Origin of the sequence: Pseudoalteromonas sp. 3D05 (assembly GCF_002723455.1) — a bacterium.
Taxonomy (GTDB): domain Bacteria; phylum Pseudomonadota; class Gammaproteobacteria; order Enterobacterales; family Alteromonadaceae; genus Pseudoalteromonas.
Genome location: NZ_PDUS01000001.1, coordinates 6,991 through 31,218 on the forward strand (window position 1 = coordinate 6,991; position 24,228 = coordinate 31,218).

Here is a 24,228-nt window from a genome sequence, read left to right on the forward strand (position 1 = left end):
GCTTGCGCGTCCTGCTCACGCCCCTTACCATCACCCATGTAGGCAACAAAGAGTAAACCGCCCCTAGGCAGAACCCAAAGAGCAGCGCCTGTTTTGCATTGATGCTGTGTTAATGATTTTAACATTAGAATCATTATTGCTTGCAATCAATGCCTTGCTTAAACCGCTTTTAATGCTAACTGAAACTTAAACCTTGGCACTGTTTGAATATAAACGGACATCCGTCCTGTACTTCGCTACTCTTAATCGTAATGATGATAGATTGACAACAATTCCTTATAAACTTAGCGTTGTTAAGCGTTAATTATAAAAAGTAATGATAAGGCAGCACCACTATGGAAAAGGTATTTCACTTAGGACTCACTCGCGATGATTTGCAAGGCGCAACTTTAGCAATTGTACCAGGCGATCCCGATCGCTCTGCTCGTATCTCTGAACATTTAGAAAACCCTCGTTGCCTTGTTCGCACCCGAGAGTTCCATGCGTATTTAGGCACACTCAGTGGTCAATCAGTGGTTATTTGTTCAACAGGTATTGGTGGGCCATCTACCTCTATCGCTGTAGAAGAGCTTGCTCAACTTGGTATAACGACATTTTTAAGAATTGGTACTACAGGTGCAATTCAGCCTCATATTAATGAAGGCGATATTTTAATAAGCCAAGCATCCGTTCGTCTAGATGGCGCTAGCCAGCACTTTGCTCCACTTAACTACCCTGCTGTATCTGATTTTTTTGCTACGCAAGCAATGGTAACGGCATGTAATAATTTGGGCATTGATTTTCACATTGGTATCACCGCATCAAGCGATACGTTCTACCCAGGTCAAGAGCGTTACGACACCTATTCAGGCTACGTACCAAAAGCATTCCAAGGCAGTTGTGAAGAATGGCAGAAGCTCGGCGTAATGAATTACGAGATGGAATCTGCCACATTATTTACAATGTGTGCAGCATTAGGGCTTAAAGCGGCGTGCGTTGCGGGTGTGTTAGTAAACCGTACTCGTCAAGAAATACCAAATGTAGACCACGGCGAGATTGAGAGAAAATCGGTTGCCGTGGTACTTGAAGCTGCGAAAGTACTACTAAATTAATTAGTCGACTAACTCAATACTATACGCATTCATTGCTGGTAAGTTAGCATAGCTTGCCAGCACAGCCTCACTGACTTGCTGCTGATTTTCAACACCTTTGGTCTGTAATAACTCTATCTTTTGTATTGTTTGGGCATCCATGTGTAAACCAGCTAAATACAACTGACTAATTGCGCTTTGCAGTGGCGCAAGGCTTGGACTATAAGCGGCATTTTCAGCGTAACGACCATAAAAACTGCCCTGCTCAAACGTGGTAATTTTTACTGCGCTGAAATTTTTTGTATAAGGCACATACGCATTTAATGCGGCATCGATTAAGCTGCCACATACCCCATCTTGACCGACTACACTTTGTGTAATTGGAGCGGGGTTAAATAAGCTGTACTCATTACCCAGATCAGTGGGCCCAAACGCAGCTGGTAATAACTCATTGAGTTTATAATCTTGGTTTGGTAGCAAAATATCAAAGGTACTGGCATCTGCAAGTTCATTCATAAACTGACGACAATAACCGCACGGCGCATCACTGATTGCTATTTTAACAATCGATTTAGCCCCATTAAGCCATGCATTATTAATCGCTGATTGCTCAGCATGCACCACTAAACTCAATGGTTGATTTGTAAACTCTACATTGGCGCCAAAATAAAAGTTTACCTGCTTATTCTCATCAAGGCCAAGTACAACTGCCCCGACAAAAAAGTGTGACACAGGTGCTACTGCAAACAAAGATGCTATTGGCAAACACGCTTTTAGCAACTGCTCTTGGGTAAGTGAATACTCACTACATAGATTATTTATATCATCGGTAGTCAGCCTACCTCTTTGTAATTTTACTTGATTGAACAACGCATCGCGCTTTGGTTCATCAAATAGATGCGTTTGCCCTGTTATTGAATTTATAGGCGAAGAAGATGTTGATGGAATCATAAACACATTTTACTTATCTAATGGCTTCACAGTGTAAAATGTCCAGTCGCTAATTACCAGATTGATTTTCAAGCCATGTCTTCGCACTTCTAAAACATTCAAAGTTTTCAGCAGTGATTTCAAACCGTTTCGCTTTTTGTAAAAACAAATCGTGCATAAATCCATCAAAGCTAACAACTCTTGCCACAGTGCAATGTTTTAACCAATTGGAAATAACAGGCATAATATTTAATAAATCGCTCGCAGGAAAATTATGCGTTACCTCAGATACATCAACAAGTAACTTGTTGCTCCCGTACATAGCAACATGTTGTTGCGCTATTTGATAAAAATTAATCACATCCTGTGCTGACGCAGTCCCTCGCAATGTCATCATAATTAATGATGTTGATGCATCAAATGTGATGCATGTTGAGATATTTGACATTTACGGCTCGGTCGAATTAAAACAGGTTAAGCTAAATAAGAAAAACTCTTATTCAACAAAAGGCGTGGTATTGTAGTTTTTTATTAGTTTTAGTCAAGAGATATCATACCAACAGGTCAGACCAGGGCTTTAAAACATAAAAAAGTACTAATTTTCTTAAGCGAAATTGAGAATATTCTGAGGTTTACCACGTCCTATACACTTTATAATGAATCCAACTTTATTAAGGATTGGTGTAAACGGTACTATTTTATGCGAAAAATTGTGTTTCTGTTTACCCTGTTGCTTTGCCTTTCCCCCGCAATTGCCACCCCATTAGATAATAACGAGTTTGAGAAATTACGTAATGAAATTCGTGACAACTATGCACAGAGCCCTCATACCGCACTGGCGAGCTTAAAAGATCAATTATCCAGTGACGATTTTACGCCTGATCAGCGGTTAGTTTTACTTAATTACAAAGCCTGGTTTCAACTCGAGGCCAAACAGTTCTCAAACGCCATGAAAACACTTGTTACCTACAAGCATTTGGCAGAGAAATCGACTAAACAAGGCTTGATGTATGGTTACTACAACATTTTAGCGGGCGTATATATTAAGCTTAACCTTCATGCACTTGCTCTTGAGCACCTTGCAGAAGCATTAAAATATTCCGCGCTTTTAAACGACGATATTAAAAATCAAACACTGAGTAACATTGGAGAAGTTTACTTTGCACTAAACATGCTAGATGAAGCCGAGCAAACTTTTAGACGCTATATTGATTATTTAGATAAAGCAAACAAGCCGCTGGACACGGTTATTGCAACTGTGAACTTAGCCAAAACCTTAATTGCTAAACAGCAATACAGTGAAGCAAATACATTGCTCACCGATATTGTTAAAGTGATAGAGCTGCATCAGTTTCATTATCTATTAGCTGAATATTACTTACTTATGGCTCAGATCCAACATGCTGAACAACACTATTCTCTTGCCTTAACTTTGATTAATCAATCCTTAGCAATTTTTACTGAGCAAAACTTGATTATTGATCAACATAAAGCACGCTTTGAATTAGCAAAAATTTATGCGGCTATGGGTGATAATGAACGCGCTTCACTCGCGCTGTCACAGATCACCAATGATGATACGCGTAACGATGACTTATTGTTTATTGCAAACGTTTACGAATTTGAATCGCAACTCTTTGAAGCATCAGGGCTGAATAAGCTTGCTATCGCGTCATTTAAAAAACATAGTGCCGCTGAAAAAGAACTAATCAAACGCCAAGCAGATGTAAATCTTGCTAAAGCACTCGCCGAAGCAGAAACAAATGAAAAAGAAATGCAAATAGCCGAACTCACGCGCGAAAAACAATTAAAAACCCAAAGAGCAACTGCCTTCAAAAATTTAGCTCTGAGTGTGGCAATATCACTAGTGATTATTTGTATTGGGTCTATTTTTGCGATCTCCAACATCCTCAAACGTAAACAGCACTTAAGCAATACCTTAATTAAATTAGAAAAAACGCAAACAAATTTAATTGAAGCACAAAAAATAGCTTCGCTAACGGTGCTTGTGTCAGGCATGGCGCATCAACTTAATACACCAATTGGTACAGCCACCACCGCAATTACCTACATTGCAGAAAATCTACAACAACTCGAGCATAAATTTAAAAGTAAAACTTTGAGCGCCACCGACTTTCATCAATTCATAGTAAATGCTGTTGAAGCCCAACAATTAGTCATCAACAATATTAGCCGGGTTGCAGATATGATTGAACAATTTAAAGCGCTTAATGTTGCTAATTCAACTGATAAACCAATGAAGTCATTTGAGCTCAAGCAGTTTATAAATAAGCGGCTTGAAACATTAAAAGACTACTTCATTATTGAAATTGGTTACCAAGTTACGGGAGACGAGGTAACAGTCACGTCATCGCCTTCAGTTATTGGTGATGTGCTTAAAACATTACTTATTAACGCATATGAACACGGTTTCAAAAACGTCGACAACGCACTTATTGCAGTACATATTAAGCAGGAGCGCTATAGCGTTATTATCACGTTTACAGACAATGGCAGTGGGATTGATAATTCAATAATACATGACATTTTCACGCCATTTTATTCCTCTAACTTAGGGGGAAACCACCTAGGTCTTGGCTTGAATGTCGTATTTAATGCAGTTAAATATCAATTATTTGGAAATATAAGCGCCGTCCCCTGTCAGTACGGCGCATGTTTTAGAATAGACCTACCTATTGATGCCCAATTGTCTGCAAAAGAGCACACAAAAGCTCATCAAAGTCTGTACTAATTAGCCAGTATTACGCATGCCTGCGGCAATGCCCGTCATGGTAATCATTAAAGCATTATCAATGTCTTTAGAGCCTCCTTCTTCGGCTTCACGAGAACGCTTTAAAAGTTCAACTTGCAGAACATTAAGTGGGTCCGTGTAAGGGTTACGAAGGCCAATTGATTCTTTAATCCAAGGCTGCCCTGCAAGCAGTGTGTGCTGCGGACTGAGCGATTGAACCAGCGCTATCGCCTCTTTAAGTTCGTTACGTAACTGCGTGCCTAACGGTTTATATTGAGCTTCAACAAGCGCATCGTCGTAATGAGCACTGAGCCAACTATCAGCTTTACTAAACACCATTTCGAGCATCTCTAAGCGTGCTCTAAAAAACGGCCACTGTTGACTCATTTCATTGAGTGTATCAACACCATACTTTTCAAGTGCCGCTTGTAAACCTGTTAATGCACCAAGCCATGCAGGCAACATTAAACGATTTTGGCTCCATGCAAAAATCCATGGAATGGCGCGTAAGCTTTCAACACCACCGTTTGGATTACGTTTAGCAGGGCGCGAGCCAAGAGGTAGCTTACCCAATTCTTGCTCTGGTGTTGCCATTCTAAAGTAAGGAACAAAGTTTTCATCAAAGCGCACCACATTACGATAATGCTCACATGATTTTTCACTGATCAGCGCCATCACATCACGCCATATATCTTTTGGCTCTGGAGGCGGTAATAAGTTACTTTCAAGCACAGCACCTGCATAAATATTGAGACTTTCAAGCGCAACATTAGGTAAACCAAATTTAAAGCGGATCATTTCTCCCTGTTCCGTAACCCGTAATCCCCCTTTCAACGACCCTGGTGGCTGTGAGCGCAGTGCTTGTGCAGCGGGTGCCCCACCACGACCCACAGTACCGCCGCGGCCATGAAATAAGACTAATTCTATGTCGCGCTCTTTAGCTAAGTGTACAAGCTTGTCCATTGCCTCATATTGCGCCCAACCGGCGGCCATCATTCCTGCATCTTTTGCAGAGTCTGAATAACCAATCATGACATTTTGTACACCGTCTGCTTGACCACGATACCAAGTATTATCAAGTAATTGGGTGATGACATTATGCCCTGCATTTAAATCATCAAGCGTTTCAAATAACGGTGCAACTGGGAGCTTAAAGCGACAACCGCTTTCTTTTAGTAACAACTGTACAGCCAGAACATCAGATGCTGTGCGTGCCATTGAAATAACGTACAAACCGAACGTTGACGCATCCTGTTTCGCGATCACATCAAATGTGTCGAGCACTTCCTGCACATCGGAGCTCGGCTGCCAATGCTTTGGTATAAGTGGACGGCGAGAGTTAAGCTCTGCAAGTAAAAACGCTTGCTTATCTTCTTCTTGCCATTGGTTGTAATCCCCTAGCCCTAGATAACGAGTCAACTCTGAAAACACATCAGCATGACGCGAAGAATCTTGACGAACATCAAGTTTAGCTAAACGAATACCAAAACTATTGATGCGATGAAGCACATCAAGCAAAAGGCCATCTGCTACAACACTCATATTTGTTTTTAATAATGAGCGATAGCAGACCTCAAGCGGCTGCTTGATTTGATTAATATGCGTGACAATGTCTTGTGCATCAGAGCGCTTATTCATTATTTTAGCGCCAAGGTGCGCGACAGTTTCGCTTACTTGTGCTTTTAGCGTTTTTAACACAGCGCGGTACGGTTCGAAGTCTTGCCCTGCTAGTTTGACTAGCTCATCACTGGCTTGTGACATCGAAAGTTCTGTACTGAGCGTATCAATATCTCGGCTGTACAAATCAAGCGCCATCCATCGACCATGATCAAGCACTTGTTGTGTCACTTGTGACGTTACAAACGGGTTTCCATCTCTGTCCCCGCCCATCCACGAAGTAAACTCAAGCGGGCTGTAATCATTTGGTAATTCTAAATCAAGGTGTTCTTTAACCTCTTTGCTAAAATCTCTTAAAAAACGCGGTACCGCATGCCATAGGCTATTTTCAATTACCGCGAAGCCCCATTTAGCTTCATCAATTGGTGTAGGCCTTGAGCGGCGAATATCATCGGTATGCCATGCTTGGCTTATCAACTGCGCAATGCGATTTAAAATGTTTTCGCGCTCGTAAGGCAGGTTATCGGTGCGTTCAAGTGAAGCAAGGCACTCGCTCAACTCAACATGTTTATTGATAATTGTCCGGCGGGTCACCTCAGTGGGGTGCGCCGTTAAAACTAAATTAATGTGCAGCTTAGATAAGCTTTCGGCAATTTCATTCGGGTTCAATTTACCTTGCACAGCCTGACTCGATAACGCTTTTAGGGTTTGCGTAAGGGGGCTAAGCTGGCAAAAACCAACATCATTAAAACGTGAAATAGTGTGAAATTGTTCCGCAACGTTAGCCAAATTTAAAAAGTGATTAAATGCACGTGCGACAGGTAAAAGTTCTTCATCTGTTAACGCATGCAATACATCAATTAAGGCTTGGCGATCTTGCTCGTTACCTGTGCGTGATGATTTAGCCAAAGCACGAATTTCTTCTACCTTGTCTAAAATCGCTTGTCCTTGGGTGTCTTTAATTGTTTGGCCCAGTAATTGACCTAGTAAGTTGACGTTCCCACGCAAGGCGGCATATTGTTCACTCATTCCAAATACTCCATTGTTGATGATTCGACCCTGAGGGTACTAATTATAAACTTAACCGGACTTTAAACCGTGGAGTGAGAGTAGAAACAAAAGTCGGTATAAGCTTATATTTTTATTCTGTGCCTCTATTAATATCATTCAAACGAGCAATTGAATAGATCCAAAGCATATTCTATTTCGTAACATAAAATAACGTACCGTCAATTTTTTTGTTGCTTATGATCATATTTTACGATGGCAATTGCCCTTTATGTGCCAAAGAGATGCAATCACTCAAACGCGCTGATAAAGAGAATAAAATTACGCTCGAAGATATTAATAAAGATGATTTTGAACAACGCTTTGAAAATATAAAACGCTCAGATGCAATGGGTTATCTTCATGGTCAACGTGAAAACGGTGAAATGATTTATGGTTTAGATGTGACGTTCGCAGCTTGGCAGGCTGTCGGAAAACATTCTTGGTTAAAAATATTACAGCTACCCGTTATTCGCTCTTTCGCTGATGCCGGTTACTGGGTATTTGCAAAGTACCGGGTACAAATATCGTCTTTAGTGTGTAGAACAAGTTGCAGGATAAAATAATGAACCCAGTGTATATATTATTTGGCTCAAGTAGTGGTATTGCTAAGGCGTACATCAGCGAAATTTATCGCAGCAATCCAGATGCAAAGATCATTTGCGTTAGCCGAAGCTCAATTAAAAGTGACGATAGCCAAAAGACAGAACATTTTATCACGGACTACTCAAAACAAAGCTTATCTGAATTAACAAATAGACTTAAAAGCAGAGAAATGGTGCCTCATCAAGTGGTTATTTTTAACGGCCAACTGCATTATGGCGATGTCATGCCTGAAAAAAAACTAGAGGAACTAGACGCGTCGTATTTCAATTCACTTATTGATTCCAACACATTAACACCCATACTTTGCCTGCAGGCCATTGCGCCCTTATTAACTCACAAAACGCCGTGTACGATTACCGCATTAAGCGCAAGAGTAGGCAGTATTTCTGACAACGGACTGGGTGGTTGGTACAGCTACCGAGCCTCTAAAGCGGCGTTAAATATGTTATTTAGCACTGCTGCTATAGAACTTAAACGTCGTGCAAAACAAACACGTTTAGTTTTGTTTCATCCTGGTACAACAGATACACATTTATCAAAACCATTTCAAAGAAACGTTCCTGAAGGAAAGCTATTTACAACAGAGTTTGTTGCTTCTCAACTCTTTATGCTACTACAGCACCCAGAAACACTCACCGAGATTGGCAAACCTGCTTACATTGACTGGCAAGGTCAACCTATTAACTGGTAAGGATCCACTATGCATATAACTAAAGCCGAAATTAATAACTTTGAAAAACATTACCGCACTCATTTGATTAATTCTTTATCGGGTTACAAAAGCGCTAACCTTATTGGTACACAAGATAGCAATGGCAACACTAATCTTGCTATTGTAAGTTCAGTGATCCACTTAGGTGCACACCCTCCACTGGTAGGTATGATCATGCGCCCGCACAGTGTTCCTCGCCATACGTTTGAAAATATACTTGAAACGGGTGTGTTTACTATCAATCAAGTAAACAGCAATATTGTAGAGCAAGCCCATCAAACATCAGCACGGTATGACAAAGATGAATCTGAGTTTACCGCGACTGGGCTTACTCCTCAGTACTTGGCTGATTTTAAGGCGCCATTTGTAGAGCAAAGTCGACTAAAATACGCAGTTAAATTTGTAGAAAACCATCACCTGAAAGTAAATGGTACCGAATTAGTGATCGGTGAAATTATGGATATACACGTTGACGACGTTGCTGTGATGGATGATGGTTTTCTAGACCTTGAAACCATCAATACAGTTGCAATAAGTGGACTAGATAGTTACCACAAAACCCGTCATTTAATGCGTTTGCCATACGCTAAAAAGCCAGAAAACGAGTAACTCAAGCTTCCCTAGCGGGGTGTCTGGAGATGTATTCCGGCCCCCCTTTTAGATTAAGTAACTAGCTAAAATTAACACACAACCCGCTAACAACCATGATAGAGCAAAACCATGCCACATATAGATATTGCTATACACATTGAGTGGGTTATTGGTATCGACTAATATGGTGCACGGTTTTTCTTGCTTAAATCGTAAGAAAAGCGATTCACTGTAATCCACCATCACGCTATAAATATGACCTTCAAACCAAAAACTCACCATCATGGTTTGTTGCTGCGCCAGCTCTAATGATGCAATGCGGTTATTAACCGCGACAGTGATATTATCAATCTCACATACTCGCCAATGATGCTTACTCACTTTGCTCTTGAACCAACGTAACAAGGGTAAAAGGCCGGCACACATAAAACATATACCTAAAATTAATAACACACTGCTCATTCTTTTTTTAACCTTGAAGAGATTGATATACATGGTTAGCGGCTATTAAATCACTCAACGCTGTGCCTACTGATTTAAATAACGTGATATCCATTTCGTTAACGCGTGCATAGTTGTTTTCTTGTGCTAACTGATCAAGCTCAGCACACACATCTTGTTCGCTAAACACCCCTTCTTTAATCGGAATTAAAAGCTCTCCGGCTTCAGCTAACACATTAGCGCGGCTGTCGACATACACTTGACTGCGACTTATCGTTACGCTGTCGCATTCGCGAGCGTCACAGTTATGATTGCCAATTAAATCAACATGCGTTCCTTCCCTTAGCCAATTTCCATCAAACAAAGGCGCTGATGCACCCGTTGCACAACTTATAATGTCGGCACTGTAAATTGTTGCCTCATTGCTTTGACCAATAACAAACTCAACATCTTCAAATATGTTTTGTAGACGTGCTTGCAAAGCCGTCACTTTTTGCAGGTTACGCGCAATTAAAGTTACACGCTTAATACTTCTAACCGTAAGGTGAGCGCGTATCATATACTCAGCTAAATTACCGCTACCGTAAAATACTAAATGGCCACTGTCTTCTCGCGAAAGATAGCGACTCGCCAAAGCTGATACAGCCGCGGTTCGCCATAACGTTATACGCGTGCCATCAACTAATGCTAACGGCTCTCCATGCTGACGTGAAAACAGCATAATTTTAGAGTACAAAGATTCATACCCTGATTGAGCATTATTCGGAAAATACGTAAACGCTTTTACCCCAATTACTTGCTCATTCCAGGCTGGTAAAACCGCAAACGCATCGTGGTTATCATTACTCTCATCTAACGGGTACACGTTACGCTTTGGCATACTAAAATCGTGTGCAAACCCAGTTTGCATCGCACTTAATAGCGTCTCGAAATTGAGTGCATTATCTATTTGTGTTTTATCGATAATTTGCATATTAAGGTGCCAACTCAAAGGGTTTTGGCGCATGAGTTAACACTTCAAACCCGTTAGCTGTTATTAAAATATCTTCTTCTAAACGCACACCGCCAAAGTCTGGAATGTAAATACCCGGTTCAATAGTGATTACGTTGCCCGACTCAAGTACATGGGCACAATGGCTATTAATGAATGGCTGCTCATGCAAAAACAGGCCTAACCCATGGCCTAGACCCTGACCTGAAAACGCCCCATAACCGGAGTCGTCTAGTATCTGTTGTGCAGCGTGTTGTAATTCAATGCAATGAACACCCGGTTTAAGTAAGTCAATCGCAGCTTGCTGTGCATTGAACACCGTATTGTATAGTGTGCGTTGTTTAGTTGATGCCTCGCCTAATACATAACTTCTGGTCATATCAGAACGATAACCATTAATCACAGCACCAAAATCCAACGTAATTGCGTCACCAATTTTGAGTGCGCGACTACTTGGGCTGCCATGCGGAAGCGATGTGCGCTCTGCAAACATTAAAATAGTCGCAAACGACATACCTTCTGAACCGAGTCGCTGCATTCTAAACTCAAGCTCGAGAGCTAAATCACGCTCAGTCACACCTTCTTTAAAATAGGGCAGCGTCTGAGCCAATGCCTCATCTGCAATGGCCGCCGCTGCTTTTATTTGGCCAACCTCCCAGTCGTTTTTAATCATTCTGAGCGACTCAACAAGTCCTTGAATCGGCAAAAGTGTATGCGTATGTAAATCTGCCGCGACTTGCTGCCAAAGCGCCACATTAATAAAAGCGGCATCAAAGCCAAGCTGGCTATTAACAGTTAAAAACCGTGCAATGCACTGGCCTAAGCTTTCGTTATCACGATCTCTGCTGATCACCTCAAAGCCTTGGCACTCATTTTGAGCACGCTCAAAGTAGCGATAGTCAGTTATTAAAACTTGCGAATCCTGTGTGATTAAAGCGTATGCCGCGTTACCACTAAACCCTGTTAAATAACGAATGTTTTCGTGCCCTAATACCAAAAAAGCATTCAGGTTCTGTCGCGCCATTTTTTGTTTAATTAATTGCTGACGTTGTAAAAAGTGATCGTTCATCGAAATATAAATCCTTGCTTTAAGGGATCGCGGGGATCAATTAAAAATGTATGTTTACCGGTCACATGCGCGCTGCCACTAACGCGCGGAATAACCGCGGGAATGGACTCAAACTGGCATAATTGACTTACTTCAACCGTAAAAACAGAACCTAAAATACTTTCAATGCCAATGCGCTGATGCACCGATAAACGTCCTTTTGTATGCTCAAGCGCAGCACGAGCACTTACGCCAGTGCCAGTCGGACTGCGGTCTAGTTCACCTTGTGCAAAAATACACACATGCCGACTAAATACACCCTGCGTAGTTTGCGAGTTGGAGTAAAAAATAACTCCGTATAAAAAACTCAGTTCACTATCAACTGGATGATTAGGTTGATAATAGCTATTAACTTGCTGCTTTATTGCTTTGCCAAGACTAATAATTTGTTCATGATTACTGGGGGTTAAATTTAAGTCGATGGTGTCTGCATCTACAAATGCATAATAAGCGCCACCAAATGCGATATCACACTCTAAAGGGCCGAACATGGGTAACTCAATTGATAAGCCTAATTTTTCAACGTAGCTGGCTACGTTATCAAAATACACCTGTTCTAATTGCTCACCATTTAACGCTACATAGGCTTTAATAAGTCCTGCTGGAGTGTCTATTCTGAGTTCGTTTATGCCTTGCTTAAAATCAAAATCGGCGCAGTCTTTAGCGGCTGTGGCCAATGCAATAATGGCATGCCCACACATGGTACTGTAGCCTTCGTTATGTAAAAACAGTACGCCAAAGTGACTCGTCGATCGTTCGGCAGAGGTAATTACGGCGCCATACATATCTGCATGACCTCTGGGTTCAAACATTAAGGCTTTTCGTAAGTCATCAAAACGCGCCAAACAATCAGCCCGTTTTTCTAACATGGTGTGCCCCTTTAACTGTTCAAAGCCATCTAAAATAATGCGTAATGGCTCACCGCCTGTATGCATATCAAGGGTGTGGATATGTAACCAATCTGAGTGCGGCTGCTGCCAGTAAGAAAACAAAGTAGGGGTCATAATTATCCTTTGTTATTTTTGTATGCAATGTACCTTTATTTTTGTAGAACAAATGCCAATAACTCACTACAAAAAATGCCGAACAGTTACCTGCCCGGCATCAAGGCTGTGTTGCTCTTAATGAGAATGTGCTTAAACATTAACTCAACTTTAGCACTCGCCTACACGGTAATGAGATGCTAAAGCTGAGTTCTTACAGCGTTTTACCAGGGAAAATTAAAACTCTATACGCGCTGTCAATGAAACATAGCGTGCGCCTTGGCGACCTGTAACTAAACCATAATCAGGGTTAAGCTCTAAGCCATTGGCGCCATCTCTAGAGCGTGCCTCGTTGATAGATACCGCACTATCACCATCAAATAAGTTAAATACAGTGCCTTTTAAGGTCATGTCAGAGCCAAAGAAGTCTGTATAGTAAGTTAATGACATATCCACATTAGTTACCCAAGGTAAATTACCTTTGCTTCCGCGTGGTGCAGGGTTGCCGTTTTCATCATAGTGCGATGCTTGACCATAGTATTTACTCACACACGCATCCCACGGGCTACCTTGCTCACAACTATCAACACCTTCCGGGTGAACTGAAAAATAGCTTTTTGGACGACCTGATGTTGTTCGCGCAACTAAGCCTAAGGTCAGTGAATCGGTAATATTATATGCACCACTGAACTTAATAGCATGGCGGTGATCATTTGGTAAGTTACCATAACCATGATCCATTAAATCGCCATAGTCATAAGAAGTCGTCCAACCTGGATCGGCTTGGTTATTATCCGTTTTAACTAAACCTTCGGTATTACCATAGCTATGTGACCATGTGTACGATGTATTGATACGCAAATCATCGGTTACATTGCCATCTAAAGTGAACTCAAGCGCCACATACTTACGTTGAGCTTCGGCAAGTGCTAGCTCATCAGCACTTAAATTAACGTTATCAACTTCCCCATCACCATCAAAGTCATACGACATTTGAATCGCTTCACCTGGGTTATTCAACACATAGTAAGAGCCCTGCCCTACGTTATCAGTAATACCCATCTCTGCTAACTTTTTAGCTAAAACAGGGCCTACATCGGTATCTTCAACACTGCGACCAAGGTCTCGATAAATTGCGCGTACACCAGCAGACATAGTGTCAAAAACTTCTTGTTGATAACCTATTGTAAACTCATCACTGTACATTGGTTTTAATGAAGACGATGCAATTAATCCAGGCTCTGTAATACCACGTTGACGCCAGCGTCTATCACGCAACATATCACCTCTACTAGGCGAACCATCAGCTAATAAAGAAGGTGAGCCATTGCCTTCTAATTGATCTAATTCAAAGTATTCAAACCATTCAATTGATGCAGAGCCTTGTGTAATATTCATGTTCGCAGATACTGGCTGAAAATAACGCCCGTACGTGGCAAATATTTTAGCGCTACCATCACCCGATACATCATAAATAGCTTGTAAACGAGGTGCTATTTGATTATCGATATCAACAAATGCACGGCCATCTGTCACCGTATTTTCAAATTGGCTATAACGTAATCCCATATTAAGCACTAAATTATCAGTTGCTTGCCATGAATCGTTAACATAAAATGCTAATGAAGTTGTGTCTGAATCTACTTCACGGCTACGTACTCGTCTTTCAATGAAGTCACTTCCTAATGCAGCACTCGATACATCATTCTCGCCAGCAGTTTTAACTGTCCACCAGCCCTGTGCATCACCCACCCCATTTTGACCTTCAAAGAAATCAACCTTCACATTGGTGTAATCAATACCAAACTGGATTGAATGCATATCCAAATCCCAGTTAAAATCAATTCTGGCTTGGTCACGAATATACTCTTCTTCCGTGACACCTGAATTTGTATGCTGACTTAGGGTTACAAACCCATTTCTTTCATCCCAAACACCAGGGTTTGATGATGCTACAACATTCTCAACATTTTCAGTAACACGTCCAACAACAGCTGACACAGAAAAAGTATCACTGAGGTAACCATTATAGTTAATACTGAATACATTACCGCCATCTTCGCCTGGTGCATCTACACCTTGCTGATCGCCCACAGTATTGTCTTGCCAGCTATAGCCAAATGTTTTATTTGTCCAAGTACGTTTATTGTTCATTGCAGAAAAACCAACCGAATGATCTTCATTAATAAACCAATCTACTTTTGTAAACCAACGGTCTTCATCACGTTCAAAATCAGAGAACGTAGTTTGCCCAGCACTGTTAGACTCTTCTCTGCGCGGAGCAAACAAACCATAAAAGAACAGGGTGTCTTCAATAATCGCACCACTGGCCCAAAGTTGTAATTCTTTAAAATCGTAACTACTCTGCTGAGTATTAGTACTAATGGTTCCACTGTCTTGAAATATGGAGTCATGTTGGCTACGAAGACTATCAGGATCCCAACGTACTTCTGCACCAAACTTGAAGTCATTATCACCCGACTTAGAGACAGCGTTTACAATACCGCCTAATGCACCACCAAATTCAGGGCTTACACCACCGGTTTTAACTTGAGTTTGGGATATAGCTTCCCAAGGAAGACGAATGGAACCTAAACCAGTACGAATACTCGTTACATTTAAGCCATTAAAATAGTAGCCATTTTCTGCAGCTGATGAACCACCAAAGCTTGATGCGCCTTTAAAATTAGAGCCACCAGGTGCAGCGGTACCTGGCGCAAGTAAAGCAATGCTCTCAAAGCCTGTATTAACTGGCATAGCTTTAAGCTCTGCATCACTAAAAGTTAACCCTGATGTAGATGACGCCATATCAACACGACGAATTGCAGCGCCAGTAACAGCAATACGCTCCATGTCTGCGCCAGCTTTATAAAGCTGAACATCAAGAATAATTGATTGACCAATTGTTACCGCTACATTTTCTTCAACCATGGTTTGGTAACCATCTTTTACGATAGTAACGTCGTAGGTACCAACAGGTACATTACGTAACAAATAGTCACCATCAGCATTACTGGTAATGGTATAAACCAACCCTTTGCTTTTATGCTTGAGTGTTATGGTTGCGCCGATTAAATCAGTGCCAGATTGAGCAACAACGTGCCCTTTTACCACACTGCTACCGTCAACCGCCTGCGCGGCTGGTGCCATCATTAATGCAGCAGTAACGGCTGATGCCAATAGCGTTTTAACGCCAAGTCCCCGTGTCTGTTTTTTATTATATGTAAACATTGAATGTTCCTTAGATCCTGTTGATTTTTTATCGTCCAGCTAACCTCGACGCAAAAAATATACACTCATTACATATTGTATACAATATTAAATATACATTTATTTCACATCCATTTAAAAATCACCTAGCCTTTTGTAATGAAATTGCTAGCTTATTTAACAGTATTCAAATTGAGTGAAATTAAAATTATCTATAATTATCAGTGAGTAGGTCTAGAAAATTAAAGCAGGGAGCGTAAGGTCAAATGAATGCCGTTATTATTTAGGCAATAAAATAAAGGAGAAAATGCTAAGGTCTGTTTAATAGCGAAGCACACGTTGAACAAGGCGTAGGATTTACACCAGCAGCATTAAATTAGTAGAGATAGTGTGAATCATCTGCTTGATCACATCATGCACGCCGAATTAGTTTTACACAAATCAACTTTATGGCTTTAGAAAGTAAGTAAATTAGGCCGCCAAACAGCATTGAATGAATAGGAAAGAAAATATAGCCTAAAGCCGCTGTTGAAGACCCTGTAGCTGCTTTACCAATATCAAAGCACATCACAGTGTGGAAAAAAACATGCAATAAGGTAGTGCCCAAAATCATATGAAAAACACTCGATTTTAGAACACCTTTAAAGTCCGTTTTATTATAAACAACCGCAATAAATGCAATGGGTAAAATATTCCATATCACAAATAAATTGACATTCGCCCCCATTGCAATAAAGGTCAACAAAGACAACAGTAAAAAGACTATATTCATACAAATTAACACCTTACATTAAAGGAAGCATGACCGAATCAATGATACTTGCAAAGCCACCTACTTGAACGCGGGTTACAGTGGCATTATCTGATTCTATAGATGCTGTGATTATTGACGTACACCCCATTGCTCTACCTTGCTCAAATACATATTCACTACCCAAAGCTAAATGTTCTGTCAAATAACATGCAAGTGCCCCACTTGAGCTACCCGTAGCTGACTCTTCAGAAATGCCAAATAACGGTGCAAAATTACGACAACTCGCCGTTAGTTTAGCGCCAGCACTGCAAAGCTCAAAAACATGAAAACCAACCACTTCATATTTTTTACAAAATGCAGCGATAAGCTCGTCATTTGGATTTATAAGATCTAAATACCCATAAGGCACAGGAATGATCACATCGGGGAGACCTGTTGAAATGACCTCAATTGGTAACTGAGTGCTTTGCAATATGCTGCTTTCGATACCAATAACCGGTGCGATTTCATGGTATGAAAAACACGCTAGTGTTTGCGGTAATTGCTGCGCAATGATTACCTTACCACTAGGCTCTATTGTCACAGGTAATATACCCACTTTAGTACGTTGAGTATAAGTGCCAGCAGCAAGTAAGCCCTTTTGGTACAAGGTAGAAAAAGTGGCTAACGTTGCATGGCCGCAAAAATCAACTTCATCGGTCGTTGTAAAAAAAGAAACTGCAAAATCAGCCTCGTCATCACTCGATACAAAAGCCGTTTCCGAGTAGCCCACAGCGTGTGCAATTTTTAACTTTTGCTTATCCGTCAGTTTATCAGCATTTAAAACCACACCCGCAGGATTGCCACCTTGTCCGTTTACTGTAAATGAGTTAACCAAAATAACCTCAATATTCACTCACTTCTCCTTTATAACAAAGCAATTATGCAGCGCGTATTAATTCAGTGATTTTGACATTAAACCATAACTGACTTCCTATTTAGGTTCAATAATTAAGGTCTTGCTATGCAAAGTATGACTCTACTTTTAATGTTGTTTTAACTCCTGATTAAGTGGGCTTTTGTGGTGCGAAGTTATTTTACTCAGTGCATTGCAGCGTATCTAACGGTTTACAATAAAAATGACAGAACACGTACTAGGGCGAGTTGACCTTTCGTGATTAATTTTGCTGCAGTATGTTTGGTATTTAGGCAAGGCAGCGCCTATGCAGTGTGGTTGTTCCCCATAAATAGGCGATAACGCAGTATAAATGCCAAACATGCGCTGCCCAAAGGGTTCTTCCTAGGGGCGATTAACTCTTTGTTACCTACATGGATGTAGGTAAGGGGCGCTAGCAGGACGCGGTAGCTTTGCTAGGTTTTTACTTAGCCCGCTAGGTTACAAACCTCGCGCCGCGATTAAATCGCCCCTAGATTGAACCAAATTTCAATCCACAAAGGTCAACACGCCCTAGTGTTCATGCGCTTTAGTTTGAGCTCGTAAGTTTAACTTATTCATCCCTTTTTCACGCCTTAATATGCTTAAATTTGAAAGAAATGTTTGTGGCCATTAGTAAGCCCTTCTTCTCGCTTAGCTGCTTTAGCTTTTATAAACGTTGATCATGACGGCTAGTTTATTTTCAATCTAGCCTTGCCGAAAGTATTTTAACTGATACAATCAATTTGTATAATGTATACAATATGTATTTGTGAGAGGAAATAGAATGCAAACGAACAGTAAAGATTGGCGATATACCGTAATGCCTGCTGTATTTACATGGTTAAAAGAATCAGAGTCCGGTACCCTTGAAATAGACCTTGATGCAACAAAAAAATACGCTGCAAATATTTTAAAAGTGCAAGGAAAGGGTGGCACTCGCATGGGTGGACTTGTCGGCTCTGGTACATTGGGTGAGAACAGCTACCTAAGCAATGAGCAACGCCTTTCTTTACTAAACGCCCTTTCAAGTGTGGCTAAAGAATACAACGTGCCGTTAATCAGTGGCGCTGCTGCAGAAACCAAAGAAGAGCTTGCCATAATAGTTAAAGAACTGGCAACGGTTGGTGTAGATACCGTTATGGTAATGCCGCCAAAAACTAAAGAAACCCCTTCTGATGAGCAAATGTATGCGTATTACGCGCTTAGTGCAACAGCTGCAAAAGAAGCAGGTATTACAATAATGCCTTATAACAACCCTGACGCAGCGGGCTATCATGCGCTTTCAACTGACCTTCTCACTCGGCTTGCAGCTCTACCTGAAGTCACGGCACTTAAAATATCGACAATTGATGTATCAGTTATTGAAACAATGATAATAGAAAACAAAGAGTTAAAAGTGCTAGCAGGAGTCGACACTGTTACTGTTCATGCAGGGCTTGCTGGTGCATGCGGTGGAATTACTGGCGTGGGCTGTATATTCCCCAAAGCAAGTGTCACTTTGCAGGAACACGTAAACAAAGGCGAATGGGACGAGGCAAACAAAATATCACAGGCTATGAATTCTCTATCTTACCTTGATGCACAACCGCTGCTGTTGGAATACCTTAAGTTTGCGTTTGGCATTCATCATAATGATGTAACCGGCGGGCTTCGTACTTTTGGTAAAAAGTTAACGCAACAGCAAATTGATGATGTGCACACGCGTTATACTTTAGCAAAAGAAAGGCTAGAAGCGCTGGATCTAATAAACTGATTATTTTAAATACTCGCAAATAAAAGCGCCATAATGACGGCGCTTTTTACCCAAAGCGCCACATTGATAAAGTGAAACCTTCTATGGGTTATACGATATTAAATCAATCTAAAGACTCTGAAACAGCCACCTCAGCATCAATAATAGCTCGATGGGCCTTTAAACCTACATCACTAGAGTAAAAATCTGCTGCAACCTTTAACTCTTCTGCTGTTAATAGTGAGAGTAATGAGGGTCTGTTGACCTTTAAAGGTTAAATTTGCAGCAGCCTGTTTGGTATTTAGGCAAGGCAGCACCTATGTGGTGTGGTTGTTCCCCATAAATAGGTGATAACGCAGCATCAATGCCAAACAGGCGCTGCCCTTCGGGTTCTGCCTAGGGGCAATTTACTCTTTGTTGCTCGGTTTTTACTTAGCCCACTAGGTTAAAAACCTCGCGCCGCGATTAAATCGCTCCAAGTTTGAACAAATTTTAATCCGTAAAGGTCAACAGACCCTAACTTTAAAAACAACCTTAGCTGCATTTACATTAATAGGATCGGTCATTACTTTTGATGGAATAGATTCAATAAAAACTCGTTTTTGACTTTCAGGTAAGTCTCTCAGCGTTTCTGAAAATAATTGCTCGGGACTGATGTTTATTTCACCGCCGAATGAGCTTAATATTTCTTCCATTCCAAGCGCAATGTAAAGCCGCTCAAACTCTTCATTTGCATCAAGTTTAGGCGTCGAAGAACATGCATACAAGGTCAATGTCATTAATATTAAAATAGCTTTTCTCATTATCATCCTCAACTTTACATAAAATACAGCGGTATTGAACAAGCCCGTTGCTTCACTCGTTTTTTGTTTTTATAGGTTAAACTGTTTTTTTATGATTTATTTAAGCTTTATACGGTAGATGAATTATCAAAAAACGCATTAAATCTTTTAAATCATCACTGCTGCGCTCATTAATCACCACCGCCACCTCCGCCGTCTCCCCCTCCAAAACCTCCTCCGCCATCGCCTCCATCACTGTAATATGAGGCTCCCAAAAGTGCCCCTAAAATACCCACTCCAGATACTGAAGAAATTGTGCTGTTCATTGAATCGATTGATTCGTTTTCAGGCGTATTAGCCTTATAGGTAGCCGGTTCGCAATACATTAAATAGGCGTAATGAATATGACGCCTATTAAAACCCATTTCATCTACCGTTTTATCAACTTGCCCTTTTGTGTATGTTGCACTTGCGCCATACCTTTTAGTTAATATCGGGCGGAGTTTGTATTTATACTTTCGGATTGTCGACTTTTTACCAAACATAATGTATCTCCTTTACCTTAAACGCTATATTGAGCGCAATCACGGTTATTGAAAATAACACATTAACTGACTTTCACTCACTCTTTTAATAACATGGTTATTGCCATATAACGTAGTTATTGTTTTAAAAACGTGCTTTTACAGCAGATTAAACTCTCTGTTCATCATTGAGAAAAAATAGAATGATTAATTCCGCTGCACTAATCGATGCAAGCTGCAACAACAGCCCAAACATTAATCCTATACCTGCTTGCGCATCTGGCTCGATTCCAAACAACAAAGCAGGAACTAACAACAGCGTTAGCCCTGCTGGAATACCTCTTATAATTGAAAGCATGGTGTTTCGATAATTGTTAGCATTCGACAAATAAAACAACACGACATAAGGCGATAGCAGCAAATAAAAGCCCACATCACTAGGGCCCCAATACTTTAAAGCAATAGAAATAAAAGATAATAAAGCTAATGCTTTAATTGGGAGGTAAACGTTTTTATAATTCATAACTTTCCTTATTAATTAATGACTGGACTTCCCAGCTTTCACTACACAGTTTCTAACTACAAATGTGTGCATTAAAAACTAAACTTTCACTCGCAAAGTACCCTACATATCAAAAAAGTTATTACGTGCGAGGTAAAACCTGCCTGCGTCACTGTTCACTTTTTAAATAAAAGATAATCAGTAGTAGCAACACATATAGAAAAGTAAAATGCGCAAAGGAACTTCCACAATAAGAATTTTAAACTATCGAGTGAAAGAACATTAAAAGAATGTAAAGGACCTTCTTTTATACAAAAGGCTAAAACCAGAAAAAGTAAACAAATCACGACATTTGAATAATTTAAACGTTTAAGTTTATCAAGAATGAAAATAACAGGGATACCAATTACTGTATTACCCATATATGCCATTACCCCACCAAAAAAACTGATCATCTTATAAGCTTTCCAGAGTTCACTTTGGGTGACACCTAATTGTATAGAGAAAATACTAGCGAATAAAAATACAACGCCTAATGCCGGAAATATTATTAAAGGTGCGAATAGCAACATGCTTAAATATCTCAAAGCAACCTCCTTGCTAAAAAAATGCCGCTATTACGACGTACAATACCAAACAGCAATACATGAGCAAGACCTGCTTTTATGCTCATTCGTTAGTGAAAATATTTTAGATATATTGCCCAATTATCTTACGCTACAGGTAATAGTTTCATGACTATGGGTGAGTATTCCTAATCAAACGGTATATACCTGCCAGAGGTAATCATGTTATATGACCTATCCAGCACATATTCTAATTCACACAACTTTTTTACATCACGTTTTATTCACTCAACCATATCTATTTTAGTTAAATCTGTATAATCAAAAATCTCAACTGAATATTACCTATCAGACTTTGCACAAACGCACTAAAAAATAAGAATACTAGGTTTCGTGTAAATACTTCCTTTGTCTAAAAAGGTAGTGTTTTTTATTATTAAAAATGTTCACTATTTTTTGGCCGCTAAACTTTCTCGTTTTATAGGCTCTCCATGCAGGATAATCGTTTCTATACTATTCCACGATTCTATAGAGTCTAAAGGGTTCGATTTAAGCAATAAAAGGTTAGCAATTTTACCAACTTCTACCGTACCGTAATCATTTTCAATTTTGAATTGTTTAGCATTATTAATGGTGGCCGCCGCCAGCACTTCTTCCAACGATAGCCCTGCGGTAACCATAGCTTTCATTTCTTGGTAGGTTGTCAGTCCTGGTTGATTGGCAAAACTTGGGCTTCCTGGGAAATCCGATGCCAATAAAATAGGATGGTCAGCACTTTTTAGGTATTGAATAACTTTATTACCTTTTCCTATTCGCCCATATAAAAATGCATCTGAAATTGATTGGTCAGGCATTCCATCAAAGCCAACTCTAAGCTCTTCTTTGAACCATTGCGCTTCAGCCGTTTTATACCAATCAATAAGTGGCTTAGGTGTGACAGATGAAAACTCAGGAGAATTAACAATAGTTGGGTCCATTACTTCACCCAATCCAGCAATCACTCTTTGTGTTGGCATATAAGCCACTTCGTCATTAATCATTTTATTCAAAGTGTTAGATATTTCTTTGGGTATATTTTGTTCGCGATTATACTGCCCCCAGTTCCACATACCATGGGCAATAACATCAACACCTGCTAAAAGTGCTAATTGCTGCATATCTAAAGCATTAGCATGAGCGACTATCAGTAAATTAGATTTTTTAGCAGCTTGTTTAATTCGTTTTAACGTGTTCGTTGAAAGTGTCGCCCACTGATTAGCATTACCATAACCGTCTTCAAAATATAGCTTTATACATGAAGCTCCTGAATCAGCAATTTTACCAATTAATCTTTCTACTGAGTTTTCCGTGGTTGCGCCTGCACTTTCATCAATTAAATAAGTAAACATTGATCTTGATAGATCGTCTGTTTTCTCTACATATGGGAAAGTGTTTTTTGATGTTAAGACTTCACAACGAAAGTAATCAGGGTGTTGAGGCGCTGAAGTAAAATAATCAAAACTTACTCCCGGGTTCGGATCAAGTATTTGAGTAACCCCATAATATAAAAAGCTCCTTGGCTGTTGCTCAAAGTATGCCTGTGCGAGTACCTGATTTTTAATTGCTACTGGCTCGACACCAAACCCCATACCAGGGATTGACGATACATGCGCATGGCTATCCATAAGACCTGGCGTTAAAAATTTACCTAAACCATTTATTTTAAGATCGAAGGATGAAATCTTTTTGCGAGTTATTTCACTAATTCGTCCATCACTTAATAATACATTCATTTGAGTTTTTGGAGCTTGCAAGTGAGATGAAACGATAGTGACATTCTCTATTAGAATGTTGTCCTTCGCTAATGAAGCAAAAGAAAACAATGAAATAGAGAGTAATAATACTTTAAACATGATACTTCCATGTGAGATTAATTAAATAGTTAACGCCCGCTTAAACTGCCGAGCAAGTTGGACGCTTTTTGTGCCGTATGTATCGCAAAAAACAGGCCTGTTTGCGGAGTCAGTTTTGATGCGTTTGTTATACTTTTTTATATACGTAAAATCGAAATATTAGAGCTTGAAATAATGCGGCAAGACCAAGCAATAATGATCCCTTATAATACAGAGGAGGTAGAACAAACGCCATTGGTAAAGCTGCATAATATAAATAAGAGCGATTTGTGTATTTGCTTATTAAAAAATGAAGTGGAAACCCAATTATTAACCACCCAGCAATAGAAATAAGCAGATAAACACCTGCATATAGTAAAAGTGTAACAACCAACCCAAAAAGGCCATTTATTGATAATGGTGCTAAATTAGCAAATAAAGCCCAGACAGCAATACCTATTCCCACGTATAGGAGGCTTTTGAGTATTGCGTCATCCCATCTTCCAAGACTCAATTCTTTTTC

Annotated in this window: 22 protein-coding genes; 6 read left to right on the forward strand and 16 right to left on the reverse strand. The window is 40.2% G+C overall.

Annotated elements, in window-relative coordinates; genetic code table 11:
- Positions 1 to 335: 335 nt before the first annotated feature.
- Positions 336 to 1,091 (forward strand): uridine phosphorylase, encoded by a 756-nt coding sequence (udp, locus tag CSC79_RS00040; RefSeq protein WP_099292711.1) that lies wholly within the window; start codon positions 336 to 338, stop codon positions 1,089 to 1,091.
- Here the strand turns inward: udp and cdd are convergent, their stop codons facing one another.
- Positions 1,092 to 2,021, reverse strand: coding sequence for a cytidine deaminase (gene cdd / locus CSC79_RS00045; protein WP_099292713.1), 930 nt, complete (start codon positions 2,019 to 2,021; stop codon positions 1,092 to 1,094). It abuts the gene before it with no gap.
- 49 nt (positions 2,022 to 2,070) lie between these two features.
- Positions 2,071 to 2,448 carry a hypothetical protein gene (locus CSC79_RS00050; RefSeq protein WP_099292715.1) on the reverse strand — a complete coding sequence of 126 codons (378 nt, stop codon included), beginning with the start codon at positions 2,446 to 2,448 and terminating at the stop codon, positions 2,071 to 2,073.
- 252 nt (positions 2,449 to 2,700) lie between these two features.
- Here CSC79_RS00050 and CSC79_RS00055 point away from each other — a divergent pair, with 252 nt between their 5' ends.
- Positions 2,701 to 4,752, forward strand: coding sequence for an ATP-binding protein (locus CSC79_RS00055; RefSeq protein WP_099292717.1), 2,052 nt, complete (start codon positions 2,701 to 2,703; stop codon positions 4,750 to 4,752).
- On the opposite strand, the gene ppc is transcribed toward CSC79_RS00055, so the two are convergent.
- Positions 4,753 to 7,398: a phosphoenolpyruvate carboxylase gene (ppc, locus tag CSC79_RS00060; protein ID WP_099292719.1), complete on the reverse strand. Its 2,646-nt coding sequence runs from the start codon at positions 7,396 to 7,398 to the stop codon at positions 4,753 to 4,755.
- Between the two features lie 218 nt (positions 7,399 to 7,616).
- Between ppc and CSC79_RS00065 the strand changes: the two genes are divergently transcribed.
- From CSC79_RS00065 to CSC79_RS00075, 3 genes are read left to right on the forward strand one after another with little or no spacing between them, the layout of a single operon-like run.
- Entirely contained in the window at positions 7,617 to 7,982 is a 366-nt protein-coding gene (locus tag CSC79_RS00065; RefSeq protein ID WP_099292721.1) for a DUF393 domain-containing protein, read from the forward strand.
- The gene (locus tag CSC79_RS00070) at positions 7,982 to 8,713 is read left to right on the forward strand and encodes an SDR family NAD(P)-dependent oxidoreductase (RefSeq protein ID WP_099292723.1); all 732 of its coding nucleotides are present in this window, start codon (positions 7,982 to 7,984) and stop codon (positions 8,711 to 8,713) included. The genes CSC79_RS00065 and CSC79_RS00070 overlap by 1 nt, the downstream gene beginning before the upstream one ends.
- 9 nt (positions 8,714 to 8,722) lie before the next feature.
- A complete protein-coding gene (locus tag CSC79_RS00075) occupies positions 8,723 to 9,343 on the forward strand; it encodes a flavin reductase (protein ID WP_099292725.1) in 621 nt (206 codons plus the stop codon).
- Between the two features lie 48 nt (positions 9,344 to 9,391).
- On the opposite strand, the gene CSC79_RS00080 is transcribed toward CSC79_RS00075, so the two are convergent.
- The 7 genes from CSC79_RS00080 to CSC79_RS00110 form a co-directional block, all read right to left on the reverse strand.
- Positions 9,392 to 9,706, reverse strand: a complete 315-nt coding sequence (locus CSC79_RS00080) for a hypothetical protein (RefSeq protein ID WP_237113925.1) — start codon at positions 9,704 to 9,706, stop codon at positions 9,392 to 9,394.
- Between the two features lie 88 nt (positions 9,707 to 9,794).
- Positions 9,795 to 10,739, reverse strand: coding sequence for an ornithine cyclodeaminase family protein (locus CSC79_RS00085; protein ID WP_099292729.1), 945 nt, complete (start codon positions 10,737 to 10,739; stop codon positions 9,795 to 9,797).
- 1 nt (position 10,740) lies between these two features.
- A complete protein-coding gene (locus CSC79_RS00090) occupies positions 10,741 to 11,826 on the reverse strand; it encodes a Xaa-Pro peptidase family protein (RefSeq protein WP_099292731.1) in 1,086 nt (361 codons plus the stop codon).
- Positions 11,823 to 12,869 (reverse strand): proline racemase family protein, encoded by a 1,047-nt coding sequence (locus tag CSC79_RS00095; protein WP_099292733.1) that lies wholly within the window; start codon positions 12,867 to 12,869, stop codon positions 11,823 to 11,825. The genes CSC79_RS00090 and CSC79_RS00095 overlap by 4 nt, the downstream gene beginning before the upstream one ends.
- A gap of 216 nt (positions 12,870 to 13,085) precedes the next feature.
- Positions 13,086 to 16,079 carry a TonB-dependent receptor gene (locus tag CSC79_RS00100; protein ID WP_099292735.1) on the reverse strand — a complete coding sequence of 998 codons (2,994 nt, stop codon included), beginning with the start codon at positions 16,077 to 16,079 and terminating at the stop codon, positions 13,086 to 13,088.
- A 391-nt stretch (positions 16,080 to 16,470) separates the two neighbouring features.
- A complete protein-coding gene (locus CSC79_RS00105) occupies positions 16,471 to 16,830 on the reverse strand; it encodes a hypothetical protein (protein WP_099292737.1) in 360 nt (119 codons plus the stop codon).
- 13 nt (positions 16,831 to 16,843) lie between these two features.
- A complete protein-coding gene (locus CSC79_RS00110; protein ID WP_099292739.1) occupies positions 16,844 to 17,707 on the reverse strand; it encodes a PhzF family phenazine biosynthesis protein in 864 nt (287 codons plus the stop codon).
- Between the two features lie 805 nt (positions 17,708 to 18,512).
- Here CSC79_RS00110 and CSC79_RS00120 point away from each other — a divergent pair.
- Entirely contained in the window at positions 18,513 to 19,481 is a 969-nt protein-coding gene (locus CSC79_RS00120) for a dihydrodipicolinate synthase family protein (RefSeq protein ID WP_099292741.1), read from the forward strand.
- A gap of 485 nt (positions 19,482 to 19,966) precedes the next feature.
- Here the strand turns inward: CSC79_RS00120 and CSC79_RS00125 are convergent, their stop codons facing one another.
- The 6 genes from CSC79_RS00125 to CSC79_RS00150 form a co-directional block, all read right to left on the reverse strand.
- The gene (locus tag CSC79_RS00125; RefSeq protein ID WP_099292743.1) at positions 19,967 to 20,263 is read right to left on the reverse strand and encodes a hypothetical protein; all 297 of its coding nucleotides are present in this window, start codon (positions 20,261 to 20,263) and stop codon (positions 19,967 to 19,969) included.
- A 170-nt stretch (positions 20,264 to 20,433) separates the two neighbouring features.
- Positions 20,434 to 20,787 (reverse strand): DUF6559 family protein, encoded by a 354-nt coding sequence (locus tag CSC79_RS20015; protein ID WP_180270361.1) that lies wholly within the window; start codon positions 20,785 to 20,787, stop codon positions 20,434 to 20,436.
- A 148-nt stretch (positions 20,788 to 20,935) separates the two neighbouring features.
- A complete protein-coding gene (locus CSC79_RS00135; RefSeq protein ID WP_099292745.1) occupies positions 20,936 to 21,289 on the reverse strand; it encodes a hypothetical protein in 354 nt (117 codons plus the stop codon).
- Positions 21,290 to 21,444: 155 nt separating this feature from the next.
- Positions 21,445 to 21,855: a hypothetical protein gene (locus CSC79_RS00140; RefSeq protein ID WP_143483803.1), complete on the reverse strand. Its 411-nt coding sequence runs from the start codon at positions 21,853 to 21,855 to the stop codon at positions 21,445 to 21,447.
- 428 nt (positions 21,856 to 22,283) lie between these two features.
- Complete coding sequence (locus CSC79_RS00145; protein WP_237113926.1) at positions 22,284 to 23,726, reverse strand: amidohydrolase family protein; 1,443 nt, start codon at positions 23,724 to 23,726, stop codon at positions 22,284 to 22,286.
- Positions 23,727 to 23,853: 127 nt separating this feature from the next.
- On the reverse strand, positions 23,854 to 24,219 hold the full coding sequence (locus CSC79_RS00150) for a hypothetical protein (RefSeq protein WP_099292749.1): 366 nt from the start codon (positions 24,217 to 24,219) through the stop codon (positions 23,854 to 23,856).
- Between the last annotated feature and the right edge of the window lie 9 nt (positions 24,220 to 24,228).

Bases quoted from the DNA above. Each gene is read 5' to 3' on its own strand.
- CSC79_RS00050 (WP_099292715.1), bottom strand. From the start codon at position 2,448: ATGTCAAATATCTCAACATGCATCACATTTGATGCATCAACATCATTA.
- CSC79_RS00075 (WP_099292725.1), top strand. From the start codon at position 8,723: ATGCATATAACTAAAGCCGAAATTAATAACTTTGAAAAACATTACCGC.
- CSC79_RS20015 (WP_180270361.1), bottom strand. From the start codon at position 20,787: ATGTTTGGTAAAAAGTCGACAATCCGAAAGTATAAATACAAACTCCGC.
- CSC79_RS00135 (WP_099292745.1), bottom strand. From the start codon at position 21,289: ATGAATTATAAAAACGTTTACCTCCCAATTAAAGCATTAGCTTTATTA.
- CSC79_RS00055 (WP_099292717.1), top strand. From the start codon at position 2,701: ATGCGAAAAATTGTGTTTCTGTTTACCCTGTTGCTTTGCCTTTCCCCC.
- cdd (WP_099292713.1), bottom strand. From the start codon at position 2,021: ATGATTCCATCAACATCTTCTTCGCCTATAAATTCAATAACAGGGCAA.
- CSC79_RS00120 (WP_099292741.1), top strand. From the start codon at position 18,513: ATGCAAACGAACAGTAAAGATTGGCGATATACCGTAATGCCTGCTGTA.
- udp (WP_099292711.1), top strand. From the start codon at position 336: ATGGAAAAGGTATTTCACTTAGGACTCACTCGCGATGATTTGCAAGGC.
- CSC79_RS00070 (WP_099292723.1), top strand. From the start codon at position 7,982: ATGAACCCAGTGTATATATTATTTGGCTCAAGTAGTGGTATTGCTAAG.
- CSC79_RS00105 (WP_099292737.1), bottom strand. From the start codon at position 16,830: ATGAATATAGTCTTTTTACTGTTGTCTTTGTTGACCTTTATTGCAATG.
- CSC79_RS00125 (WP_099292743.1), bottom strand. From the start codon at position 20,263: ATGAGAAAAGCTATTTTAATATTAATGACATTGACCTTGTATGCATGT.
- CSC79_RS00100 (WP_099292735.1), bottom strand. From the start codon at position 16,079: ATGTTTACATATAATAAAAAACAGACACGGGGACTTGGCGTTAAAACG.
- CSC79_RS00095 (WP_099292733.1), bottom strand. From the start codon at position 12,869: ATGACCCCTACTTTGTTTTCTTACTGGCAGCAGCCGCACTCAGATTGG.
- CSC79_RS00085 (WP_099292729.1), bottom strand. From the start codon at position 10,739: ATGCAAATTATCGATAAAACACAAATAGATAATGCACTCAATTTCGAG.
- ppc (WP_099292719.1), bottom strand. From the start codon at position 7,398: ATGAGTGAACAATATGCCGCCTTGCGTGGGAACGTCAACTTACTAGGT.
- CSC79_RS00065 (WP_099292721.1), top strand. From the start codon at position 7,617: ATGATCATATTTTACGATGGCAATTGCCCTTTATGTGCCAAAGAGATG.
- CSC79_RS00145 (WP_237113926.1), bottom strand. From the start codon at position 23,726: ATGTTTAAAGTATTATTACTCTCTATTTCATTGTTTTCTTTTGCTTCA.
- CSC79_RS00090 (WP_099292731.1), bottom strand. From the start codon at position 11,826: ATGAACGATCACTTTTTACAACGTCAGCAATTAATTAAACAAAAAATG.